23 protein-coding genes are annotated in these 22487 nt (G+C 67.4%); 10 read left to right on the top strand and 13 right to left on the bottom strand.

Features of this window, described 5'->3' with window-relative positions; translation table 11 throughout:
• Positions 1 to 201 precede the first annotated feature (201 nt).
• Complete coding sequence (locus AB0I34_RS11090) at positions 202 to 390, bottom strand: hypothetical protein (RefSeq protein ID WP_360443069.1); 189 nt, start codon at positions 388 to 390, stop codon at positions 202 to 204.
• Between the two features lie 1050 nt (positions 391 to 1440).
• Between AB0I34_RS11090 and AB0I34_RS11085 the strand changes: the two genes are divergently transcribed.
• From AB0I34_RS11085 to mraY, 3 genes are all read left to right on the top strand, one after another.
• Positions 1441 to 1653 (top strand): hypothetical protein, encoded by a 213-nt coding sequence (locus AB0I34_RS11085; RefSeq protein WP_360443066.1) that lies wholly within the window; start codon positions 1441 to 1443, stop codon positions 1651 to 1653.
• Between the two features lie 91 nt (positions 1654 to 1744).
• A complete protein-coding gene (locus AB0I34_RS11080) occupies positions 1745 to 2341 on the top strand; it encodes a hypothetical protein (RefSeq protein WP_360443063.1) in 597 nt (198 codons plus the stop codon).
• 361 nt (positions 2342 to 2702) lie between these two features.
• Positions 2703 to 3788, top strand: coding sequence for a phospho-N-acetylmuramoyl-pentapeptide-transferase (gene mraY / locus AB0I34_RS11075; protein ID WP_360443060.1), 1086 nt, complete (start codon positions 2703 to 2705; stop codon positions 3786 to 3788).
• Between the two features lie 35 nt (positions 3789 to 3823).
• On the opposite strand, the gene AB0I34_RS11070 is transcribed toward mraY, so the two are convergent.
• The 3 genes from AB0I34_RS11070 to AB0I34_RS11060 are packed head-to-tail and all read right to left on the bottom strand — an operon-like array spanning position 3824 to position 6840.
• A complete protein-coding gene (locus AB0I34_RS11070) occupies positions 3824 to 4459 on the bottom strand; it encodes a hypothetical protein (RefSeq protein ID WP_360443057.1) in 636 nt (211 codons plus the stop codon).
• A gap of 38 nt (positions 4460 to 4497) precedes the next feature.
• Positions 4498 to 5316 carry an aquaporin gene (locus AB0I34_RS11065; RefSeq protein ID WP_360443054.1) on the bottom strand — a complete coding sequence of 273 codons (819 nt, stop codon included), beginning with the start codon at positions 5314 to 5316 and terminating at the stop codon, positions 4498 to 4500.
• Positions 5317 to 5370: 54 nt separating this feature from the next.
• The gene (locus tag AB0I34_RS11060; RefSeq protein WP_360443051.1) at positions 5371 to 6840 is read right to left on the bottom strand and encodes a DUF2252 domain-containing protein; all 1470 of its coding nucleotides are present in this window, start codon (positions 6838 to 6840) and stop codon (positions 5371 to 5373) included.
• Between the two features lie 376 nt (positions 6841 to 7216).
• On the opposite strand from AB0I34_RS11060, the gene AB0I34_RS11055 reads away from it, so the two are divergent.
• Positions 7217 to 8191: a PrsW family glutamic-type intramembrane protease gene (locus AB0I34_RS11055; RefSeq protein ID WP_360443048.1), complete on the top strand. Its 975-nt coding sequence runs from the start codon at positions 7217 to 7219 to the stop codon at positions 8189 to 8191.
• 9 nt (positions 8192 to 8200) lie between these two features.
• Here the strand turns inward: AB0I34_RS11055 and AB0I34_RS11050 are convergent, their stop codons facing one another.
• Both AB0I34_RS11050 and AB0I34_RS11045 read right to left on the bottom strand, forming a co-directional pair.
• Complete coding sequence (locus AB0I34_RS11050; protein WP_360443045.1) at positions 8201 to 9136, bottom strand: cyclase family protein; 936 nt, start codon at positions 9134 to 9136, stop codon at positions 8201 to 8203.
• Between the two features lie 81 nt (positions 9137 to 9217).
• Positions 9218 to 10462: an MFS transporter gene (locus tag AB0I34_RS11045; protein WP_360443042.1), complete on the bottom strand. Its 1245-nt coding sequence runs from the start codon at positions 10460 to 10462 to the stop codon at positions 9218 to 9220.
• Between the two features lie 55 nt (positions 10463 to 10517).
• Here AB0I34_RS11045 and AB0I34_RS11040 point away from each other — a divergent pair, with 55 nt between their 5' ends.
• Together AB0I34_RS11040 and fes are read left to right on the top strand one after the other, a co-directional pair.
• Complete coding sequence (locus AB0I34_RS11040) at positions 10518 to 11477, top strand: DUF5937 family protein (protein ID WP_360443040.1); 960 nt, start codon at positions 10518 to 10520, stop codon at positions 11475 to 11477.
• Positions 11478 to 11573: 96 nt separating this feature from the next.
• The gene (fes, locus tag AB0I34_RS11035; protein ID WP_360443037.1) at positions 11574 to 12845 is read left to right on the top strand and encodes an enterochelin esterase; all 1272 of its coding nucleotides are present in this window, start codon (positions 11574 to 11576) and stop codon (positions 12843 to 12845) included.
• Here the strand turns inward: fes and AB0I34_RS11030 are convergent.
• The 5 genes from AB0I34_RS11030 to AB0I34_RS11010 all read right to left on the bottom strand — a co-directional run bounded on the left by AB0I34_RS11030 (position 12830) and on the right by AB0I34_RS11010 (position 16779).
• The gene (locus AB0I34_RS11030; RefSeq protein ID WP_360443034.1) at positions 12830 to 13246 is read right to left on the bottom strand and encodes a hypothetical protein; all 417 of its coding nucleotides are present in this window, start codon (positions 13244 to 13246) and stop codon (positions 12830 to 12832) included. The two genes, fes and AB0I34_RS11030, sit on opposite strands and share 16 nt — an antisense overlap.
• Positions 13247 to 13259: 13 nt before the next feature.
• Positions 13260 to 13946 carry a hypothetical protein gene (locus AB0I34_RS11025; protein ID WP_360443031.1) on the bottom strand — a complete coding sequence of 229 codons (687 nt, stop codon included), beginning with the start codon at positions 13944 to 13946 and terminating at the stop codon, positions 13260 to 13262.
• Positions 13943 to 16252, bottom strand: coding sequence for a MinD/ParA family protein (locus AB0I34_RS11020; protein WP_360443028.1), 2310 nt, complete (start codon positions 16250 to 16252; stop codon positions 13943 to 13945). Before AB0I34_RS11020 ends, AB0I34_RS11025 begins: the two co-directional genes overlap by 4 nt.
• Before the next feature lie 63 nt (positions 16253 to 16315).
• Entirely contained in the window at positions 16316 to 16513 is a 198-nt protein-coding gene (locus tag AB0I34_RS11015) for a hypothetical protein (protein WP_360443025.1), read from the bottom strand.
• A 74-nt stretch (positions 16514 to 16587) separates the two neighbouring features.
• The gene (locus AB0I34_RS11010; RefSeq protein ID WP_360443022.1) at positions 16588 to 16779 is read right to left on the bottom strand and encodes a hypothetical protein; all 192 of its coding nucleotides are present in this window, start codon (positions 16777 to 16779) and stop codon (positions 16588 to 16590) included.
• Between the two features lie 226 nt (positions 16780 to 17005).
• Between AB0I34_RS11010 and AB0I34_RS11005 the strand changes: the two genes are divergently transcribed.
• Together AB0I34_RS11005 and AB0I34_RS11000 are read left to right on the top strand one after the other, a co-directional pair.
• Positions 17006 to 17233, top strand: coding sequence for a hypothetical protein (locus tag AB0I34_RS11005; protein WP_360443019.1), 228 nt, complete (start codon positions 17006 to 17008; stop codon positions 17231 to 17233).
• A 148-nt stretch (positions 17234 to 17381) separates the two neighbouring features.
• A complete protein-coding gene (locus AB0I34_RS11000; protein WP_360443016.1) occupies positions 17382 to 18161 on the top strand; it encodes a bacterial transcriptional activator domain-containing protein in 780 nt (259 codons plus the stop codon).
• 14 nt (positions 18162 to 18175) lie between these two features.
• Here AB0I34_RS11000 and AB0I34_RS10995 read toward each other — a convergent pair whose 3' ends face one another.
• Entirely contained in the window at positions 18176 to 19045 is an 870-nt protein-coding gene (locus AB0I34_RS10995; RefSeq protein WP_360443013.1) for an LLM class flavin-dependent oxidoreductase, read from the bottom strand.
• A gap of 316 nt (positions 19046 to 19361) precedes the next feature.
• Here AB0I34_RS10995 and AB0I34_RS10990 point away from each other — a divergent pair, with 316 nt between their 5' ends.
• Together AB0I34_RS10990 and AB0I34_RS10985 are read left to right on the top strand one after the other, a co-directional pair.
• The gene (locus AB0I34_RS10990; RefSeq protein WP_360443010.1) at positions 19362 to 20618 is read left to right on the top strand and encodes an alpha/beta fold hydrolase; all 1257 of its coding nucleotides are present in this window, start codon (positions 19362 to 19364) and stop codon (positions 20616 to 20618) included.
• 237 nt (positions 20619 to 20855) lie between these two features.
• Complete coding sequence (locus AB0I34_RS10985; protein ID WP_360443007.1) at positions 20856 to 21404, top strand: hypothetical protein; 549 nt, start codon at positions 20856 to 20858, stop codon at positions 21402 to 21404.
• A 304-nt stretch (positions 21405 to 21708) separates the two neighbouring features.
• On the opposite strand, the gene AB0I34_RS10980 is transcribed toward AB0I34_RS10985, so the two are convergent.
• Positions 21709 to 22278, bottom strand: coding sequence for a dihydrofolate reductase family protein (locus AB0I34_RS10980; RefSeq protein ID WP_360443004.1), 570 nt, complete (start codon positions 22276 to 22278; stop codon positions 21709 to 21711).
• Positions 22279 to 22487: the final 209 nt, after the last annotated feature.

Genomic DNA, 22487 nt, shown 5'->3' with positions numbered 1-22487 from the left:
AGGTTTCACCGTGCCATCACCAGGCGCCACCAGGCGGGAACCGTCGGCCGAGAACGCGAGACTGTTCGCGCCCCCGTTTGACCTTCACGGGCCGTCCTGGCGCTGCGCCGGGCGCGGTGTCGAGCACGAGTACCTCGCCCTGCGCACTCGTGACCGCGATATGTCGTCCGTCCGGGGAGAGTGCCACGACCTCGGGGTCGGCTAGTGCCGCCAGGTTCCTGCGGCCGGCAGTTCGGCCGCCTCGGCCATATCGGCGATCGCCTGAATGTCCTCGCGGCGGGTCACGTCGACGCTCGCGTGCCGGAACCCAGCGGCCGCGAACTCCTCGATGTACTCGCTGGCCCGCAGCGCTCCGGAGACGCCGCCAGTCCAGGGCCGGACAACGCCCAACCTTCTGATCCGAAGAGACTTGCATGTCGTAGAAGGCAGCCAACTGCAGCGTACTTCAGTGCCTTTGACTGCGGTCGCCGTAGACAATGAGTCCCGACAATCTTGAGTTGTCCGCCTTTACTCAGCAGAATCAACAGAAGACGCTGGCTGAGCACGGTCACCGATGAGAAGCCTGGCGCTGTGAATCCGCAGGTCACGGGTAGGTTTGCCAGTTGATGACAAACGATGAGCGCATTCATGCCAGAGTCCGCGGGTTGTGGGTTCGAGTCCCACGGGGCCTACCAACCCAAGGTCAGAGCACACATGACCGCGGTGGCTATCCTTGGCCCACCACTCTTGAAGAGGCCCCGGACCGGTCGTACTGCATCCATGTGTCCGATCCCGCGCGATAGGGATGCAGCGCACGTAGCCTGCAGGAACGCCTTCATCTGTGATCAGCCAACAGATCCGCGACACTCGTCCGCCAACTGATTCGCGACAGGCCGAAGCTTGGCGATCACCTGGGACGCCGGCCAACGCACGCACACGTCGATGTGCGGGATGCCTGTTTGGCGCGGCTGTCCTGTTGCCCGGTGCAAGAAAGTCGCCATGTCACGGGATCGGGCGACTGACGGGCGGCAGCTCGTTGAGGTCGGCGAGTACTCCGCCCAGGTTTCGGTCATGATTGCGGCGACTCAGCTTGGTTCTGCCTACCCAGAGCGGCGCAAGCGCCAGATCGTCGACGAATGGGTCGAGTTCTTCAGATCGGGGCCTACTCCAATCCGGTCGCTCCGCTTCACGACTCGGACACCTAAGCGGCCCTTCGACGCCTTGGTCCGATCAGCACCAGTTGACTTCGCTCCAAGTCAAGTGGGGCGACTACGACGACCTTTCCGTTCTCAGCAGCACACCTTGCGCCTCGCCGGGGCCTCCAAGGTCCGAAACCTAGCTCATCTTGCAGATCTCCAACGCGTGGAAACCCTTGAGGTCGACGGCCTACAGGGTCTCGTCGATGCCAGTCCTGTCGGGGAAATGCGAGCAGTCAAAGACTTGGAACTCGGTGGAGCCTGGATGACTCCACGGAACGTCCGCCTTCAGTCGGTCGCCTTCCTCGCCCAGATACCCCAACTCGAACGTCTTCTACTCCACACCCTGATCGTCGACGACCTGGACTACACGCCGCTCCTGTCACTTTCGAACCTCAAGAAGGTGCGCGTCATGGCAGCCCGAGGGATGACACCGACGCACGACGAACTGATGCACCGCCTGCCCTGGGACGGCTGACAAACGCTCGAACATGCCGCAGATAGTAGGGCGCGGTCATGCCGATGAGAGTTCATTGGCTGGTCGACCTCAGGGTGGGCATAGTTAGCGCGTGCCCAACCTTGACTTCTACGCCGTCGACGAGGACCACACAGCGGTGCTCGATGCCGTCTTCAGGCTCGACTTCCGAGTATTCGAGGCGTACTCCGACGAATGTATGGAGCTGAGGGAGTTCGCAGGACCTGGTGAAGTCCTGATGTCACGGCAGCGCACGGCTTCGCATCTCATGCTGTTGGCTGAGGACTCTGGTCCGGCACCGGTGATCGATCGAATCGAGCTGCGTCCTCACCTTGGCGCCCCTGCGTCCTTCCGATTCTCGTGCCGGGGGTGGGGCCTGATCCAGCTCCTGCTCGAGGGCCTCGTCAGGGATGGCCAGCTTGGCCGCTGCCACACGAACCACAACACCCAGAAGCGGGCAGAGAAGTGGGCGGATGTGTACCCGGAACTCGGGATTCCCGACGACTGGGATTGGGCGGCGGTAACCCGGGCTTCAGGCCGGTTGAATCGCGCCATTCGATCGATGGCGGTGGACAAGGTGGGGTCGCATCCAGTCCTCCCACAGGCGGCGGACGCCATCGGTTGCCTCCGCCTGGTTTACGAGTACGGCAGCACGCTCCGAGCCGACTCTCTTCCAGACATCGCTAGGTGACGTCTCAGAACGACCGGACCTGCCGCGATCCGCGCGCTGATGTGAGCGTGCGTCGCCCGAGACCCATCTACTGCGGCGTTCGTGTCGTGGTGTCCCGCCACAGAAGGTCGGCCAGCTTGCGACACGCCAGGTCTTCCTGCAGCGCGGTCGCGGGCGATGAGTCAGGGCGGGCCTTCCGGTTGGCGTTCGTTGGTCGGGGGGCGGTGGCTGGGGTGGGTCGGTGTACGTCGGGGACTGATGGGACCTGGCTGTTCGCTATGTTTGACCGGCTTGCTGGTTCTCGTACTGCGGAATCGGCGGGACGAGTCCCTCTTGGTTCGAAGGGATCGACCACCCGAATGGCCGAGGGGGGCTGGATGTTGTGCGGGCAATACTCCTGAGCGGCGCGTTGGCGACGGTTTGCTCGCTGCTGGGGACCCGAATAGCTATCGGATGGTTCGCCCGTCGCGGCTTCGGCCAGCCGATCAGGCACGACGGACCGAGGACACATCACGTCAAGCGGGGTACGCCGACCATGGGCGGCCTCGTGATCCTGCTGAGTGCCACCGCGGCATATTTGGCGGCAACGATCTTGACCGGCCGGTGGCCGAGTGCCAGCGCTTGGCTCCTGATGTTGCTGTTCCTCGGCTGCGGGGTAGTGGGGTTCCTCGACGACTTCATCAAGGTCTTTACCCAGGACAACCGGGGTCTGAGTAGTCGGGCCAAGATGGCGGGTCAGACGCTGGTCGCGCTCGTCTTCGGGGTCCTGGCCACGCAGTTCTTCGCCGATGAGCGCGGTGTCAGGCCGGCGTCGCAGTACATCTCCACCACTCATGACTGGGGGATCAAGCTGCCCCTGATCGTGGTCCTGCTCTTGATCTGGTTCCTCGTCACCGCGACCTCGAACGGCGCCAACCTCACTGATGGCGCCGACGGGCTGCTCGCCGGCGCCTCGGCGTTGATCTTCGGCGCGTACACCATCGTGAATGTCTGGCAGAACAACCAGTTGTGCGGCTCCTCGCGGCCCACTGTGGTGGAGTCACAGTGCTACCAGGTGCGTGACCCTCTCGACCTCGCGATGTTCGCGGCCGCGATCGCTGCAGCTTGTGTCGGCTTCCTCTGGTGGAACGCCAAGCCCGCACGGATCATCATGGGCGATGTCGGCTCCCTCGCCATCGGTGGCGCCTTGGCCGGGCTGGCAATCATGTCTCGAACCGAGCTCCTGATGGCCGTCATCGCCGGACTGTTCGTGCTCGAGACCATGTCCGTGCTGCTGCAGATGATCTCCTTCAAGCTGACCAAGCGACTCACGGGCACGGGGCGTCGCATCTTCCGAATCGCTCCCATTCACCATCACTTCGAACACCTGGGATGGGACGAGGTCACCGTGGTGATCCGCTTCTGGGTCGTGGCCGGGATCTTCGTCGCGACCGGGCTCGGGATCTTCTATGCCTCTTGGCTGCCGTGAGCCCAAGAACAACTGAGTAAGGCTGCGCACCCTGACTATTGGGGCGGGGAGAGCCAGCGTTGGTAGGACTTGGATTCGTCGAGATCGGGGTCCGTATCACCGGGCAGGGGGTGGCTGAACACGAGCCGGGCGGTGGCCTCGAGTGTGCTTGGGAGCAGATCGGCGGGACCGCTGGCCTCGAACCCCAGGGTCCACCAGTCCTCGCCGATGGTGCGGACCTCGGTGAGTTCCACGTCGCACTGCGGCTCCTGGTGGAGCATCGCGGCGCGCGCGACGATCTGTCCTCCGGCCAGTGAGAAACGGCTGATGCGTCGCCGTTTGCCTACCGGCCGCCAGCCGGCCTGGCGGTCGCTGTTCTGGCCGGCCCGGCTGAACGGAAAGGACCACTTCTGCCAGGACTCCAGGCGTCCGCGGGCGCAGTCGGCGACCTCCAGGATTCCCGGGCTCCCGTGGTACTTCTTGACCTCCAGTGCCATGCCGCCGCGGACCTTCACCGAAAGGCCGGGCAACTGCGGTTCCAATAGGTAGCTGTCCTCGCGTGACTCTGTCTCGATCGGGAACCGCCCGAACCATTCGGTCACAGCGGTCTCCAGCCGGCCCGGGAAGATCCAGCGCACCTCCAGGCTGCGCTCTGCCTCGCCGGGCCGGCCCTCACGCGGTTCAGCCGTCATCGACACACGCTCCTGCCCCTGGCCGGATGCGAAGCTGCCTACTCCGAGGTGGTGGTCATCGGCAGGGCGTCGCCTTCGGCGGCGTCACGCTCGTCCTTGTCGGGCAGTCCGCGCACCGCTCCGATGATCGCCACAGCGATGGCGGCCCCGATCAATGGGCCCGCGATATAGACCCACCAGCCCGTGTAGTCGTTGCCGACGATGTCGGGTCCGAGAGTACGGGCCGGGTTCATCGACGCGCCGCTGATCGGGCTGGCGAACAAACCGAGCAGGGCGACTGTCGAGCCGACCGCGATCGCCGCGTTGTGGCCGATGCTGCGGCCGCCCGTCGCGGTGTTGAGGATGACGCTGGCCAAGATCGCGGTCAGGACGAGTTCCATCACCATCGACTTCCACTCCCCGCCGGAAGTCTTGATCGGGTAGTTCCCGCCCGCACTGGCGTTGACGAACATAAACTGCAGGAACAGCGCGGCGCAGATGGACCCGGCCATCTGGACCACCCAGTACGGAAGCACCCATTTGGTTGGAAAGACTCCCCGGGCGGCAAAGGCGAAAGTCACCGCGGGATTGATGTGGAGTCCTGACAGCGGGCCCCAGGCGTAGATCATCGCCATGACCACCGCCCCGGGCGCGATCACCGCCGCGGTTCTGCTGATCGGCTCGTTGCCGACGTACTGGTTGATCACCCCTGATCCGGCCGCGACCGTCACCAGGACGAAGGTGCCCAGGAACTCGATGATCAGCCGGATCCACAGCGGCCGTTGCCGCAGCGTGTCTTCCTCGAATCGGATGAAGTACCGGCGCCCGAGTGCCGACGCCCTGTGCTCAGCATCGGGATCGATGGCGGGTTCTGCCATGGCGCAACTCTTTCCTTCTCGGCCGTCCGGACTGGATCGCCCGGGGTTCGGCTGTCAGATGTCGGTGGTCGCTTGGGCTCGGCCGTCTTCGACGGCGCTCTGGAACGCGGTGTAGTCGCGTTCGTTCTGGTCGGCGTAGGTTTCGGCGAAGTCGGCGATCGCCTGGTCGAAGGCGTCCGATCCGCCGAGGTAGGCGGCCAGGGCGACGCGGTCGCCGGAGCGAGCATGAGCGCGGGCCAGGGTCCGGCCGCAGACGCGGGCATAGACGGCCATGCCCGAGGGGGCACTCTGCTCGATCGGGACGGAGAACTTCCAGTCCTTGAGTTGGCGGACGTAGTAGTCGCGGTCGACTCCGTCCGGGCTCGGCATGTGGGTCCAGCCGAGGAAGATGTCGCTTTCGGCCTGCATCAGGTGCTGTCCAGCGACCACGCGCTCGCCCTGGTTGGTGTACTTGCTGCGCCCGCAGTACTCCGCCAGAACCGATGGCTGTGCCTCCTTGGCCTGGAGGAAAACCGGCTCGACTCCGTCCCCGCTGTCCATCAGCACGATCCAGGCGCGAGTACCGACGCTGCCCACGCCGACGACCTTGCGAGCCGCCTGGACCAGCGTGAACTGTTCGAGCATGTGCCGCCGGTCGGACTGCAGGGTACGCCGGTACTTGCCCAGTACCGCGCGGATCTCCTCATACACCGCACTGGCCTGCACGTCGGGGAAGACTTCCTCGACGGGAACGACCATCGGGGGGTCACTGATGATTTGCCGACGGCCCTCGACCACACTGGTCAACTTGCGCAGCGCCTGGGTGCTGTCGCGGGTGTGCGCCTTGGCCAGCATCTTCTCCGTGGCCTTGAACCCCTTGGCCTTCATCTGGGACCGGAATTGCCAGATGGCCTCTTCGATGTCCAGGTGTGCGTACCACACCTCCAGGAATGTCTGCTTCGCGAACCCTCGCATCGCCTTTCGGTACGCCGTCACCGCCGCGAGGACGATCTTGCGGCGGTGCTTGCCCCGGAACCCGTTGTCCCGTCCCGCCACTGCCAGGCTCGCCGCCAGCCGTTTGACGTCCCATTCGAACGGGCCGGGCAGGGTCTCGTCGAAGTCGTTGACGTCGAAGACCAACTCCCGCTCCGGAGAGGCGTACGCGCCGAAATTGGACAGATGTGCATCTCCGCACAACTGCACCTGCAGCCCCGACGTAGGCGTCGTGGCCAGGTCGGCCGCCATCGGCAATGCAGCCCCGCGGTAGAACGTGAACGCCGACACCAGCATCCGCCCGTGCCGGATCGGCACCAGCTCCGGCACCCGCGACTTCGACTGCTCCAGCAACAGCCCCACCGGATCCCGCGGCTGGTCGGCCTGGAACTCCGCCTGCGACTCCCGCGGAGTGACCCTCCGGGCGTCCTTCCCCAGAGCGACCCGGTCCGCATGGCTGAGCTGCCCGTGTGTCCCAGCCCGCTTCGAATCTCTACGGAACGCCCGCGTGGCAGGGCTCGCCGATCTGCCGCCCCCAGTCGTCACAGCCATAGCTCCCCTTCCGCCCACGCCGTCGAGAAGTGCCGAACCAGCTCGAACGGGCCGTGGAGTTCTTGGACCAACAAGAGCGACGGGCACGCAGCGTGCCCGGAGGACTGGGGAGCGTGGGGGTCGTTCCCTGGACCACGCTCCTACCCTGAAGCCGAGAGGGGACGCGCGGCATCACCCCTGCTGGGTGACGAGTGGCCGAACTCCGCCGCTGCCGCGACCACTGCGGGAACATCAAAGGCCGGCTCGACCAGGGCCCGGTGAACGATCCGGCAGCGACGTCCGGAAATGGATCGCAAAGTCGGCCGCGAGGCGGGGCGCGGAGGAATCACCCTCGTGGGAGGAGGCGGCGCGGCTGTTTGCCTGTCAGCGTCCTACCGTGGCCGATCAATCCTTGAGGGTGCCGATCGCCGCTGGGAAGCGCGCGTGGATCGCGATGCTGGTGACCGGCGTGCTGGTCTGGATGCTGGCGGCCGGCGTGACAGCGCTCACCGGGGACGCGATCCTGATTCCGACCCTGTTCCTGATCGGAAGCTTTCTGGTGCCGGTCACGGTCGTGACCTTCGCGCTGGCTCGTCTGGACGACTGTCGCCTGACCACCAACGTGGTCCTCAAGGGGTTCCTCGCGGCCGGGACGATCGGGGTCGTCGTGTCCGCCGTGACGGAGATCTACCTGCTGCCGACCGGGGCCGGCCCGGTGGGGAACGCGCTCGGCTTCTTCGGTGTCGGCGCGATCGAGGAAGTCTCCAAGGGTGCCGTGCTGGTGGCCGTCGCTTGGCGGGTCCCCCAACGCACGGTGCACGGTGGAATGGTCCTGGGGGCCACGGTCGGTGCCGGCTTCGCCGCCTTCGAGAGCACGGGGTACGCCTTCTGGGCCTACATCCAGCACACCAATGACCACCCCGAGCTGACCATTCTGCAAACCGAGGTGTCGCGAGCCATGCTCGCGCCCTTCGGCCACCTGACCTGGACCGCGCTGCTCGGCGGTGCCCTCTTCGCCGCTGCCGCGCCACCCAAGGGCGGGTTCCGTGTCACTCGGCGAGTGATCTGGACGTTCCTGGGTGTCTCGGCGCTCCACGGAGCGTGGGACGCGTCGTACGGCTGGGGAATCTGGATCACCCAGGGACTCACCGGCAACGGATGGATCGCCGATTGGCCGGACGGCACCTACTGGGAGGGTTCCCCGACCCAACGAGAGCAGTGGGTCTTCCAGGGGACGTACGACGGCACCCTCGCCGTCGTCGCCCTCCTCGGTGTCGTCTGGGTCATCCTCAGCTGGCGCCACGCACGACATGCCGCGACCAGCGCACCCGGGGCAGGCCCGCCGATCAACGCGCCAGACCGCCAACCGTGAGCGCCCCGCTCAGAAAGTGGCGATGGGGTTGACCGGGCTGCCGGACGTGGCGGAGAAGCGGACTGGTGCGACTGCGAGCTGGAAGTCCCACTGGCCGAGCTCAGCGGCCGTCGTCGCGCATTCCTCCAGGTCGCAGTTGTCGAGCATCCACAGGCCCATCGCGACGAGGCTCACGGCGTGCACCGGCATCAACACGTCGTCGTACCCCGACGGCTGAACGTCCTGAGGGGTGTCAGCGCCGATCAGCGCGACCCCCCGTTCATGCAGCCACGGCAGGCAGGACGCGTGCCAGCCGGCCTGCGCGAAACCGCCGGCCGCACCGGCCTCATGCCGACCGCGGCCATAGCCGGTCCGCAGGAGTACGGCGTCGCCGGATCGCACCCGCACACCCTGGCGACGCTCGGCCTCCTCGAGATCGTCGGGAAACACACCCTCACCCGGTTCCAGCCACGGCACATCGCGGACCCCCGCAATGTCCAGCAGGACACCCCGCGTGATGATCCCGTTCGCCGCCGCCGTGACGGCCGCCCACGCCGATCCTGTCGCGGCGTCGACCAGCGAGTGCGACCGCCCGTTGTACATCGTGCCGTCCCAGAAGATGTGGCACGGCGAGTCCAGGTGGGTGATCGTGTTGCCGTGGAACATGATGCCGAGCCGCTCGTTCGAGAAGCCCCAGCGCCGGTCGTTGCGGAAGTGCGCCGGCATGTGCTCGGCGCCCGGCATGTCGGCGGCGCATGGGCACGCCGTCGTCGACCGCTCCATTTCTTCCGGTACGGCGACCTCCCATCCGCACGACACGCTCCTGCCGTGGCGCACGGCCCGCGCCGCCGCCAGCCGGACGTCGTCGGTGATGAGGTTCAGAGTGCCGAGCTCGTCGTCGTCGCCCCACCGTCCCCAGTTCGACAGCGTGTCGAAGTACCCGAGTACGTCGTCTTGTGTGGGCATCGGTCGCCCTGCCGTCATCCCAGCATCGACCCCTCCGGTCACGCGGTTCGAGGCACCAAGGCCCGCTGAACTGGCATGACCCTACATCGCGGCCGGGGTGACGGCGGTCCTGGTTCTGCTCGCTGCAGCGCGGTTCGCGACGACCGCGATTGTGGTGCCGGTGGCCGCGAAGAGCGCACCGAGCGCGACCCAGCCCGCTGTGCCGTGGTCGATGGCGGTTGTGGTGACGACTGCCGGGCCGAGCATCAGGGCGAGCGCGAGGCCAGTCTGGCTGAGTCCCTGGTAGGCGCCGGCGCGGGCCGGGTCGGCGAGCTCGAACGCCATACCCCAACTGCCGGCTTCGCCGCGCGTCTCGCCTGCGGAGGAGGCGAGCGCGCCGAGCAAGAGGACTCCGGTCGCTGCAGCGGCACCGAGATGACCTGCGACGGCGAAGAGCAAGCAGGCGATGAGCAGGAGCAGGCCTGCTCGGCGCGCCGATCGTCCGGCCGTGCGCAGGTCCTGCGTGCCGCGGGACGCGCGGACCTGGAAGAGCGCTACATAAGCGGTGTTGACCACGAGGAGCGCCGATACCACGACGGTCGGAGCCTCGGTGTGATCCGCCACCCACAGCGGTATGCCAACCGACGTGAGCCCGAAGTGGATTGCGAGTAGGGCGTTGAGAGCGGTCGAGACGACGTACGTCCGATCTCTGAGAGGCGAAGGTCCCCGTGGCGCCTCAGGGCCGGCGGAGGCGTCCATGCGCTCCGCGAGCCCGGATACTCTGCGGCGCAGGCCGGCCAGTGGGACCGTGCCGAGGATGGTGATGGCGCCGACCACTACCACAGTCAGGCGGTACGCCGTTGCCGTGTCGGCGACCAGGGCCAGTCCCGCAAGCAGGGTGCCGATACCGATACCGACGTTCATCACCACGCGCAGCCGGGCGCGGACGGCAACCCGCTCCGGGCCGACGAACCATCGGGCGAGCAGCGTCATCTGGGCGGTGCTCTGCAGGCCGCGAGAGCCAGAGACGCAGGCCGCGACGAGCACGAAGGTGCCGACGTCGCGGGCCAGGGCGTAGCCCAGCAGCGCGACGCCGTTCGCGGCGAGGGCCCACTGCTGCAGCCGATCGGCGCCACACCGGTCACTCAGCCACCCACCGGCGTACGACGCCAGGACGCCGACTCCGCCGGCGACGGCCAGGCCGAGCCCGACGGTCGCCGCAGACAGTCCTACCCCGCGGGTGAAGTACAGCGCGCTGACCGCGAAGAACATCCCACGGGACAGGGACAACGCGGCCACAGCGGAGGCGAGCGCGCGTTCGACGGGATCGCGGAGGAGTGCAGGCACGTGTCAGTTGTCGCATCCGTTGCTCGGCGACACCATCGATGTAGCGTATTGCTTCATGATCCAATACGAGCTCGTCGGCAACGACCTCGGCGAGGTGCGCTTCGCGATCTCGCCGCTGAACGAGCTGGTCCTGTCGCTGCGGACGCTGCGCGATCCGGGCCGGTTCCCGCTGCAGCTGCCCTGGCTGCGGGCCACCGAGGCGGCGCGCGCCGGGCTCGACCTGGAGCTGCTCCGCGCCTTGACGAACGAATCGCTGTGGACGCCGGACTTCCTCACCCCGCGGCCGTACACCCCGCTCGGCAGGATCGACGACGAGTTCGCGGCCCTGACCGGCACACCGGGCGGCGTCGTACGGGCGGATCTGGCGGAGGTCCACCCGGCCGCGCTGCCCCCGGTACTTCGAGGCCGGCCCGACAGGGTACTCAGCCGTGTCCTGGCTGCGCTTCGGGACTACTGGGAGGCATGTTTCGAGCCGCACTGGCAACGGATGCGAACCGTGCTCGAGGCCGACGTCGTCCACCGCGGCCGGGTCACAGCGCAATCCGGCCTCGCAGTGATGTTCGCCGACCTCGACCGGCATGTTCGCCTTGAGGACAGCGTTGTGTACGTGCGCCTGCGCAGCGACCTGTCGTACCGCACCTCCACCGCCGGCCGCGGCCTCACGCTCGCCCCCTCGCTGTTCAGCAGGCGCGCGACGGCGCCCATCTCCCCCGACGAGCCACCGCACATCATGTACCCGGCACGCGGCCTCGCAACGCTCTGGGAGACCGAGACGAACACGCCGGCCACTGCCCTGGTGGGCCTGATCGGCCGCGTCCGCGCCCGGCTGATGGGACTCCTCGAGACGCCGACGTCGTCGACCGAGCTCGCTGTGCGCCTGGACGTCACGCCGACCGCGGTCAACCAGCATCTGCGTGCACTGCGCGCGGCCGGTCTCCTCATCTCCGCACGGCACGGCCGCTCGGTCCTCTACCGACGCTCAGACCTCGGCGACCGCCTGGTCCGCGGCGCCTAACCCTCAATCCACTGCTGTGAACCGAGGGCGACGCTCGGTCGGGGCGCCAGTGGTCCGGGATTGTCCTACGGTAGGACGACGCCGAAGGGATGATGCATGGCCGATGAGATCGACAGCCCACGTCTGCAGAAACTTGATCCGGCCGGAACTGACGAGTTCTGGGCCGAAGTCACCGAGCAGGGTGCGCCACTGGTGGAGCCCGTGCTGGATGACGACCACGATGTCTGGCTGACTTTTCTCTACCGGTCGAGCGAACCCATCGCCAGCGCCTCGGTGTTCGGCGGCCCAGCAGGATGGGACGCACCGGACAACCAGATGCACCACCTGGACGGCACCGACGTCTGGTATCTCACCTGCCGGGTCCGCGCCGATCTGCGCTGCACCTACCGTCTGGCCGTCGATGACGTGGACAGTGCCGCGGCCAAGGCGGAGGACTGGCAGGAACGTACGGCGCACTGGTTCACCGATCCGCTCAACCCGGCGACATTCGTCTATCCCGAGGACGAATTCCTCGGCGCTGACGAGACCGTGGTGTCGTTGATCGAGTTACCGGCCGCGCCCGCGCAGCCGTGGCTCGCTCCGCGGTCCGACGGCAACCCAGGCGAGCTCGTCCAGCAGCTGCACCGTAGCGAGATCCTCGGCAACGAGCGTCGCATCTGGGTCTACACCCCGCCCGGTTATCGACCGGACGACGAGCCGTATCCGCTGCTCGTGCTGTTCGACGGCGACGTCGTACGCGGCCCGATCCCCTTCCCCACGATCCTGGACAACCTCATCGACGACCGCCGCATCCCGCCGATGGTGGCCGTCCTCGTCGACAGCCTGAGCCAGGAAGTCCGCAACCGCGAACTCCCCTGCGGCGGACCCTTCCTGGAGTACCTGACCGACGAACTGCTGCCCTGGGTCCGCGAGCGGTACCGGATCACGACCGATCCGGCGCGGACGATCGTGGCGGGTCAGAGCCATGGCGGTCAGGCCGCCGCCTTCGCGGGGCTCAATCGCCCGGACATGTTCGGCACCGTGATCTCGCAGTCGGGATCGTTCTGGTGGAGCCCGGACGACGACCACGAACACGAGTGGCTGACCCGCCAGTACGCCGAGGCCGAACGACAGCCCGTGCGGTTCTATCTCGAGGTCGGCCTGCAAGAACGCGGCTCGACCCCCGACGACGGTCCGTCCATGGTGGTCGCGAACCGCCACTTCCGAACCATCCTGCGCAGCAAGGGCTACGACGTGATGTACACGGAGTACAACGGCGGCCATGACTACGTCTGCTGGCGCGGCTCGCTCGCCGACGCACTCACCACCGTTACTGCCCCACCGCAGCCGACGCCAGCCGCGCCGGCCGCGGATCAGTTGCCGGCGTAGCTGATCGAGACGGCGGTCGAGCTGCTGCTGATCTTGCCGCTGTCGACCTTCTTGCCGTTGACCACCAGTACGACGCTGAGGCCGTCGGAGCCCTTCGTCTTGTGCAGGTTGACGGTGTAGGAGCCGTTCGAGGCCTTGACCTGGAACGTGGCGGATCCACAGCCCTTCTTGCTCGTCGCGCCGACCCGGCCCGCCCAGCAGGTCTTCTTCGACGCCGTGATCCGGACGGTGGCGCCCGACTGCGTGGTGGTCTTCCCCTTGCCCTTGCCCTTGGCGCTCCCGCTGCTGCTGCCGCCGGCGCCGGTGCCGGTGCCGGGCGTGGTCTTGATCGGTTCGCAGCCGGTCAGCACCAGCGGGACCACAAGGGCGACCGCGAGGGCGGTCCATCGGCGGGCAGACATCGGGGGCCTCCGGTCATCCGGTCTTGACGGTCAGTTGTGGCTTCAGGCTGGTCGGCTTCAGCTCCTTGCGAACCAGCGCTTCGATATCGGCCAGCCCGCTGCTGTTCTTCGTCACCGCGAGGCGTGCTGCCTTGCTGCCGGTCGACAGCTGAGCCTCGAGTTCTCGCGCCATCTCCTCGAGCTGTTGCCGGCCGTGGCGCGAGAACGCGCGATGCTTGCTGGTGACAACGACGATCTGCACTGCGACGGCCGAGGTCGTGCAGCCGGAACAGGCCGCGTTGACCGCGAAGGCACTGTTTCGAGCGGTGACTGCCGTACCGGGCCGGACCACGACGACCTGCACGGACACGCTGCTCGCTCGGCAGTTGCTGCAACTCGACCAGGCGTTCGCGACGTTGTCCGCCGTACGCTTCTTTGCCTTGTTCACGTAGATGACCTGCACTGCCGAAGCGTTGGCACTGCACGAGTCGCAGGTGACCGATGCGGTGGCCACGGCATCAGCCTGGGCTCGCTTGCCTCGGGCACGTTCGAACATGGCGGTCCGGTCGGTGTCCGAGCTGCCTGGCGTTGCGGGGTTGGCGGACGCGACCAGGTCGAAGTCCTGGCCGCTCCGGAACGTGAGGACGCTCGCGGTGCCGGTCGCGCCCAGGACGAGGGACGCGATCATCGTGATCGTTGTGAGTCGCCGGCTGATGGTCATGAGGCTCCTTCGCCTGTGAGGGACGGATCAACCACCGAGACGGGACTCCAGCGGTTCGTGGTGAAGCCGCCGGCGACCAGTTCGGCCAGTTCCAGGTAGGCATCGCGGGTCGCGGAGCGCAAGTCGTCGAGGTCGACCGCTGCTCCGCTGTCCAGCGCCGGGTCCCACGGGATGCGGACCGTGCCGGCGCAGCGACTGTTGAAGTGGTTCTCGATCTCGTCGAGCTGGAGCCAGCGCGGCTTGCCTCTGGTCGTGTTGATCACGGCGACCGCGGACGACACCAGATCGGCGTGTCCGTGCTGGTCCAGCCAGTCCAGCGTCCCGGCCGCGACCCGCGCGCCGTCGAGTGCCGGTGGCATCACGACGACGATCTGGTCGGCCTCACGCAGGATGCCCTGAATGGCGCCGTCCAGGATGCCGGTGCCGGTATCGACCAGGATCAGGTTGTAGTGCTGGGTGAGCAGGTCGAGCACAGTGCGGTAGTCCCGGTCGCCGAGCGCCTGGCTGATGGTCGGGTCGTCGTCGGACGCGATCACCTCGAGCCGGCTCGGTGCCTGCGAGGTGTACTCGCGCAGATCGGCGTACTTCGTGATCAGATCGCGCTCGCCGAGAAGGTTGGTCACCGTGGCCGGGGACTCCCGGCGGACCCGATAGATGAGCGAGCCGGCGTCAGGGTTCGCGTCCAGCGCGACCACTCGGTCGCCGCGGTGCATCGCGAGCGTATGACCGAGCATCAGAGTGGTCGTGGTCTTCCCGGCGCCGCCCTTACGGCTCAAGGTGACCACTCTGCGCGGGCCTCGCACGGCCGCACGGACTCGGTCGATCCGCTCCAGTTCGCGCTGCTCGGCGAGGCTGGGGCCGACGTTGATCCGGCCACTCGAGACGAAGTACAGGCCGTGCCGCCATCCGTTCCGAGGCGGCGTCACCCGCCGGCGGAGCATCTTGTCCTCGGTGAACAGGGCAGCACCGGTCGCCCCGCTGATGTGGTCCATCGGTTCCTCCTCGGCCGGCGACGGCGGGGTCTGCCGGTTTCGAACCGCGCGTACGAGGTGGAGCAAAGATCGGACGAGTACGACGCTCAGCCCGACGATCGGGAGAGCGATCGCCACCAGGGACAGCATCGCGAGCGCCGCTGCGCCGATCTGCCCTGCCGCGACGAGTGTTCGTACGCCGGCCCACAACTCACTCGAGCGATCCCAGAACCCGGCGAGGTAGCCAGGGGCGTTCCACGTCAGGAGTCCCAGACCGATGAGCAGCGCGGGGACGGTGACCAGCACCCAGGTCGTGACCACGATCCGGGTACGGAAACGCAGCGTCGCCACACCGGGATCGTTCCGGCGGCCAGGCAGAAGGCTCCGCAGAATGGGCCGGACGTGCCCGAAGAGATTCGGTACGCCGGCCAGGTCGCCGAGAATGTAGTAACCGTCGAACCGGACCACCGGCAGCAGCTGCTGGATGATCTCCAGGTGGGACAGCGCGATCACCGCGAGCAGGGGAGACCATCCGGTCCACAGGTACATCCCGGCCGCGACCACGATGTAGACCGAGTTGAAGTAGACGCCACCCAGATCGGTCCGCAGCCGGCCGGCCCGGTTGAGCCGGTAGGCGCTGGTCACGTTCGTGTAGAAGGCAGGGATCCAGAGATAGAGGCCGACGCCGATCTGTCCGGGCTTGGCACCGCCGTACCGACAGCCGGCCGCATGACCGAACTCATGGAAGACCGTTGCCATGAGCAGCAAAATCAGGACGGCCAGCACCCCGGCCGGATCGACCAGGGAAGCGAAGACGTCCGAGGCGGAGAGGGTGGTCAGCACCCAGATGTCGAAGGCGATCGCGGCCGCCAGGACCGCCACGATCACGGGCCGGTGGAACAGCGGTGCGAAGATCCGTGCGATCGTGCGGACGGCACGGGCCGGCAGCAGCACGCCGCGCAGGCTCAACGCGAGCAGGGGATCCGCCTTCTCCTGTCCCACCGGAGCGCCGTTCCAGAGGGCGACCAATCCGGACGGACCGAGCTTGTCGTTGATCAGGCGGACCAGGTCGTCGGGATCGAGACGGTGACCGTACGCGCGGCTCACCCGGTCGGCCAGCAGATCGGTCGACGAGCGCCCGTCGGCGTTCTCCACGATCAGGTAGAGCAGCTTGGTCAGCAGGACCATCTGCCGGTCGGCCCGTTCGGCCAGATAGCGCTCTTCCCGGAACCCGGACCCCTCGTACCGTCCGAGCAGGCGTACGCCGCCCACCCGGCTCGGCCTGGGTCCGCCGCGCACCGGGACCGCGCGGAGGTGGTCTTCTGTCGTTGTCACGATGCGGTCGTCCCCCCAGTGCGGGGGGCGCAGGCCCCCCGCCAGTTCCGTGCGCCGATGGTGCTAACGCTGGAACGCAGCCAGGTGCTGCAGTGCGGCGGCCGTGGCGGTCGAGCCGATCGTCCCCGCATTCACCGCGATCGCCAGGTTGACGGCCGTGATGTTGGTGATGTTGATCAGTGCCAGTGCCTCGCGCGTGGGCAGCAGCTCGGCCGACTGGCCGGCCACGTCCGTACCCGAGATCCTGCCGAGATCCGTCATCGAAACCCCCTCGTTCCTGCGGCGTGCGAGCGGCGCACTCGGTGATCACCGCCCGCACACCCGATTCGGCCGGCCTAGTGCTGGTTGACCACAATCGTCTGAATGGCCGCGGCCTTCGCCACCGACCAGTACGACGCCGCGTTCAGCGCGACCGCCGTGTTGGACGCGTAGATGTTGGCGTAGTTGAAACCACCCAACGCCTCCCGCTCCGGCAGTACCTGGATCTCCTCCAGGTCGAGTTCGACCGCCGTCAGTTTCTCGTTCATGAGTCACCCCCTCCGCCGTGTTCGGTGCTCAGGGCCAGTGGATGCCTGGCAGCATGCTCAGGGTGTTGTCACAGCGTTGTCCCGGCGTTGTCACAGCGTTGTCAGGAAGACGGTGGTCGACGTAACGGCCTACTTCGGGGATCGTTGGGCTCATCGTGAGTCTCCCGGTGGCCCGAGCCCGCACGACACCAGGCAGCCGGTCGGATGACTCCCGGGGGAGTGGATCATGACCGATCACGCGCAGTCCGAGCCCGTGCCCGACGCGGCGGCACTGGTCATCCGGGTCTGGCGGGAGCCGGCCGACGAGGCCGGAATCAAGGCGCGCATCACCCAGCGGCCCGATCTGGGCGCCGACGCCCAGACGACCGCGGTGGTGACCTCACCGGAGGCTGTCTACCGCGAGGTCCGCGCCTGGCTCGAAGAGTTCGTCGGCCGAACGGGCGGCCAGTCTTGACATCCGGCCATTCCTGTCCCATGTTTCAGGGAGTGCGTGGCAGTTGGTGGTTCAGCCGTCACGCACAGCGGGGACATTCGCGAGCAACACAGCCGGGGGGCAGGCTCGACTGACACGCGCCGTCGCACCCCGAAGGGGAGGCCGTGCGGTGCGGACGTTGTTAGAGAGTGATCTTCGACTTCAGTTGCTCGGCGACTGGCTCCTGACCGTCGCCGACGAGCCGGCCGAGACGGTGGAACCTATCGATCTGCCGGCCGGTCCGCAGCACCTCATCGCGCTCCTGGCCCTCAACGGCCGCTGCGCACGGACCCAGACGGCCGCGACGCTGTGGCCGGACTGCACCGACATGGTCGCGGCCGCCCGTCTGCGCGCGGTCCTGTGGCGGCTGCGGCACCGGCATGCCGGCGTACCTCCGGTGCTCGAGATCGGCGACTCGTCGCTGTCTCTGGCGGTCGACGTCGTCGTGGACGTCGACCGTTTCCTCGACGGCGCCGAGTTGCTGATCCGCGACGACCCCGACCGCGGCACCGACGAGGCCGAAGACGCCGCTCTCGTCGTACTGCACTCCTCGGAACTGCTCCCTGGGTGGTACGACGACTGGGTGCTGGCCGCCCGCGAACGACTGCAGTACCTGCGGCTGGGCGCGCTCGACGCCCTCGCGAACCGGCGCCGACGGCAACGGCGTACCCACGAGGCCCTCCAGGCCGCGCGGGCCGCGATCAGCATCGAGCCGCTGCACGAGAGCGCGCACCGCACCATCGTCGAGATCCACCTGGACAACGGCGATCTTGTTGAGGCCATCAACCATTACCAACGATTCCGGGACATGCTCGACCGTGAACTGGGCCTCCCGCCGAGCGACCTGTTCCGCGAGGTCGTGAGCCCCTACCTGGCCGTTGCCTCCCGCAAGGTGGCCCGAACCCGCTGATCCCGGTCGGCCCTTCAGGTCAGGCCGGTTGCGGCGGCGATCAGGTCGATCTGGTGGAGGTCGGGATTGGCGGGGAACAGGATCAGCTCTTCGCAGCCTGCGGCGGCGAAGCCGGTGACGGCGTCGGCGACTGCTTGCCGGGTGGTGAGGGCGTTGGCGATGATCCGCTCGGCGTACGGACCGGCGAAGCTGTAGTAGTCGCCGAGGTAGCGCCGTGCGTGCTCCTCGGCGTCGTCGCCGAGGCTCACGTAGCCGATGGCGACCAGGCGCGGCTCGCCTTCACGTCCCGCCTCGCGCCAGGCACCCCTGGCTGTGTCAGCTGCCGCCGCGAAGGCGTCCGGACCGCCGGCGCCGAGGATCCAGCCGGCGCCGTACTGCGTCATCCGGCGGAAGGCGGCGGGAGAGCCGCCACCGATGAGCAGCGGCGGACCGCCTGGTTGTGCCGGGGCCGGCCCGATTGCACCGGCGTACCCCCGCGGCTCAGCGGCCCACACCGCCCGCATCTCCGCGAGTTGCGCGTCGAACGCCCTTCCACGCTTGTCGTACGGCGATGCAGTGGCCTCGAAGTCGTCAGGCCGTGCTCCGACCGCGATGCCGACCGTCAACCGGCCGTCGGAGAGGCGGTCCACGGTGGCCAGTTGCTTGGCCAGCAAGGCGCCGTTGCCCCGGAACGGGCCGATCATGACGGCCGTCGTCAGATCGATCCGGCTGGTCACCGCCGCCGCGGCGGCCAGCGCCGGGATTGCGTCCAGATTGCCGTACACCAGCCGGTCGAGCGTCCCCAGGGTGGAGAACCCGGCCTGCTCGGCAGCCTGCGCCCAATCCAGGATCAGCCGAGCGCGAATACCCGGAATCGTGGACGGCAGACCGATACCAATATCCATGAGAGCTCCCTCGTTCGAATGGTCGGGGCATTAACCAGACTGCACTGTCGTCTTGACTCTGTCGTGGGTGGCGAGGAGGGTCGAAACGGGGGTGGGGATTCCAATGGATATCCGACGAATTCGCAAAATGGTGGCCGTTCTGGGTTCAGGGCTACTTCTTTCGACGACGGTCGTGTCGGCGGCACAGTCCGATACCGCGACATCGCCGTACCACATCGACTTCACGCCTTGCCCGGGATCGGCTGTGGTCCGGTGCGGCACGCTGCGAGTACCTGCGGACTGGTCGGCTCCTAAGGGTCCGAAGATCACTGTGGCGGTGGCTCGCCGTCCCGCGGACGATCCTGCGCACCGGATCGGCACGCTGTTCTACAACCCCGGTGGCCCGGGCGACGGCGCGGTCGACAACGTCGTTGCCGCCGAGACCTTCTTCTCGGCGACGCTGCGGGCTCGCTTCGACATCGTCGGCGTCGATCCGAGAGGCGTCGGTGGAAGTACGCCGATCCGCTGCGGCGTCCCGGCGCTGACCCCTGACTACGCGTTCTTCCCGCGCACGCAGGGCGAGTTCGACGCGATGGTCGCGCACAATCGCGCGCTCGCGCAGAGCTGCCTGCAGCAGACCGGACCACTGTTCGTGCACGCGGACACCGTGAGCGTCGCCCGCGATCACGAGGCGGTGCGCATCGCGCTCGGCGTCTCGAAGGTGAACTGGCTGGGGCTGTCCTACGGTACGCAGGTCGGAGCGCAGTACGCCCAGTTGTTCCCGAAGCGCACGCGAGCGATGGTCCTGGACGCTGCTCTCGACCACAGCAGCCCGGACGTGCAGCTGATTGCCGATGCGGCCAAGACCGTGGAGGAGGCGTTCGAACGGTTCGCTGACTGGTGTGACACCGCCGCCGACTGCGTCCTGCGGGGTCAAGACGTCCGTGCGGTCTACGACAACCTCGTCCGGAGCGCGGACCTGAATCCGATCCCGGTCGAAGGAGCCCTGCGCCCCGTCACCGGCGACGACATCCGGATGAACACTCCCGGCTGGCTCGCCGCGAAGACACCCAACGTACTCGCGGGCGAGCTGTCCTGGCCCGTCTTCTCGGAGCTCCTCAGGCGAGCCGTCGCCGGGGACGCGCAGTTCTTCGCCTTCCCGCCACCTGCGGGACCGACCGACTTCCTCTTCACCCGGATAGCGAATCACTGCGGTGACTACGTGTCCGACATCCACACCTTCGCCGAGATGCAGCAGCGCATCGAGATGGGCCGGCAGTTGGCGCCGCACCTGCAGGGCGCCTCGGAGTTCTGGTCGGGCGGCCTGTGCATCGGCTACCCCTTCAAGGTCGCCAATCCGGAGCGCAGCCTGAACGTGAAGGGCGTGCCCACCCTCATCGTCCACGCAACGCACGACCCGTCCGTCTCCTACCAGTGGGCGTTCGGCCTGGCCGCCCAGATCCAGGGCAGCAGCGTCCTGTCTCGCCTCGGTGACGGCCACACCTCCTACTACACCTCCGACTGCGCCCGCGCCGCGACGGACCAGTTCCTCCTCACCAAACAGTCCACAGCAGCCCCCGTCTGCACCACCTAGGGGTTGAGCCGGAGGGCCTGAGAGTGACGACTCCGGTGCGGTCGGTGCGGCCGCGGCTGGGGTGTGGCGGGAACAGTGGCGAGGCCGCTCATCCGTCCTGGATGACGCGCAAACCTGACGCGCGCACCAGTGTGGGGTGGAGCCAATGGATTCCTCCTGACAGTGCTCATGGACCGCTACCCGAGCCGGCTTTGCGGCTGTGGGCGGGTGCTCAGGAGAGGAGAGGGAGAGTGAAACATGGCAATCGGGCCAGTACAGCTCATCGTGCTGGGGTTCCAGCACCCAGACTTCCATGGTGAGGTCATCGCCGAACTCGAACGGCTCCGGGCGAGCGACACCGTCCGCGTGATCGACTCGCTGGCGGTCTACAAGACCGCGGACGGCGACATCGAGGCCGAGCATCTCAGCAACCTGTCCGAGCAGGAAGCGATCGAGCTGGGCAGCAAGATCGGGGCGCTCATCGGCCTGGGCTTCGAGGGCGAAGAGGGCATGGAGGCCGGCGCCGAAGCCGGCGCGGAAGCGGTTGCCGAGCAGGGCGGTATGGGCGTATTCAGCGAGGAGGACGCCTGGGATGTGCTCGAGGACATCCCGAACGACTCCGCCGCGGCGCTCATCCTGCTGGAGCACCACTGGGCCGTGCCGCTCCGCGACGCCATCGCCCGGGCCGGAGGCTTCCGCATCGGCGACGGTTTCATCAGCCCACTGGACCTCGTCGAGATCGGGCTGGTATCGGCTGAGGAAGCCAAGGAACTGCACGAGATGGAAACTGCGGGCGCCGCCGGCTGACCGGGCGGCCGTCGTTCGCCATCGCACAGGGAGGAGGAGAACCCGATGCTTGGATCACGCAGGGTCGCGCGCCGTACCGGGCGCCGCACAGCGCGGCGTGTGTCCCGCCGCAGGTAGCGGCTCACAGCGAACCAGCGGGGATCGCTCACGCGCGCCCGGGCGGCACCCGCTTGCCATGGTTCGTGCCCCGAAATCACGTCTGACTCCGTTTACCGGTATTCGGTAGCTGAAGAGTGGACGCCGGCCGATGCCCGAACGAGCGGCATCGCCGGCGGCCGACTCTTCGAAAGTGTGGGCTTTCCGCCTATTTCTTGATCTCGTAGCGCAGAAGCGCCACGCCGTTGTCGAACGCGGTGGCCTCGACCAGCCTCAGGTCCTGACGATCCTCGAAAACACGCGTTCCCTTGCCGCGTGACGTCGGACAGACCAGCATCCGGATTTCGTCGACGACGCCGGTCTCCAGCAAGGACTGCATGAGCCGCAGGCTCCCCCACAGCCAGATGTCCTTGCCGCTCTGCTCTTTGAGCTCCCCGATGGTGGCGACGGGGTCGCGCGTCACGGCCGCGGCGGGAAAGTCGCCCCAGGGGGCGTCATCCAGCTTCGACGAGACGACGAACTTGGTGAGGTTGTTGAGCTTCTCGCCGTACAAGCCCTGCTCCTCGGCGTACGGCCAGTAGTCCTTGGACTGGGCGTACGTGTTCGCCCCGAGAATCATCGTGTCGACCGAGTCGATGAAGCCCATCAGGCTGTTCCTGAAGGGGTCGTCGGTGATCCCGTCGTCGAACGGTTCCCCCGACACGAAGCTGAGGCCACCGTCTTCCTCCGCGGCGATGTTGTCGACGGTCACCCACTGCTGGACTATGAGTTTTCGCATGACTGTCCTTCCGTCCCGTGCGATGCTGCGGTCACGCTGACCGCATTTACCTCTGAGACGGAGCCGGCCCGCCGGTCTCGACATCCCAGCCACATCTTTCGTTCACGCACCCGTTCGCAGTGAGGAGCTTGCGTGCACTGAAGAGTCATCGCTGTTGCCCGGTCATCCGGCCTGGAGGATGTGACGGTGCGCTCGCCGGGGCCACACTC

The organism is Kribbella sp. NPDC050281 (assembly GCF_040655855.1).
Classification (GTDB): Bacteria; Actinomycetota; Actinomycetes; order Propionibacteriales; family Kribbellaceae; genus Kribbella.
The sequence above is the reverse complement of the archived record's forward strand: the minus strand, read 5'-3'. Positions and strand labels throughout refer to the sequence as shown.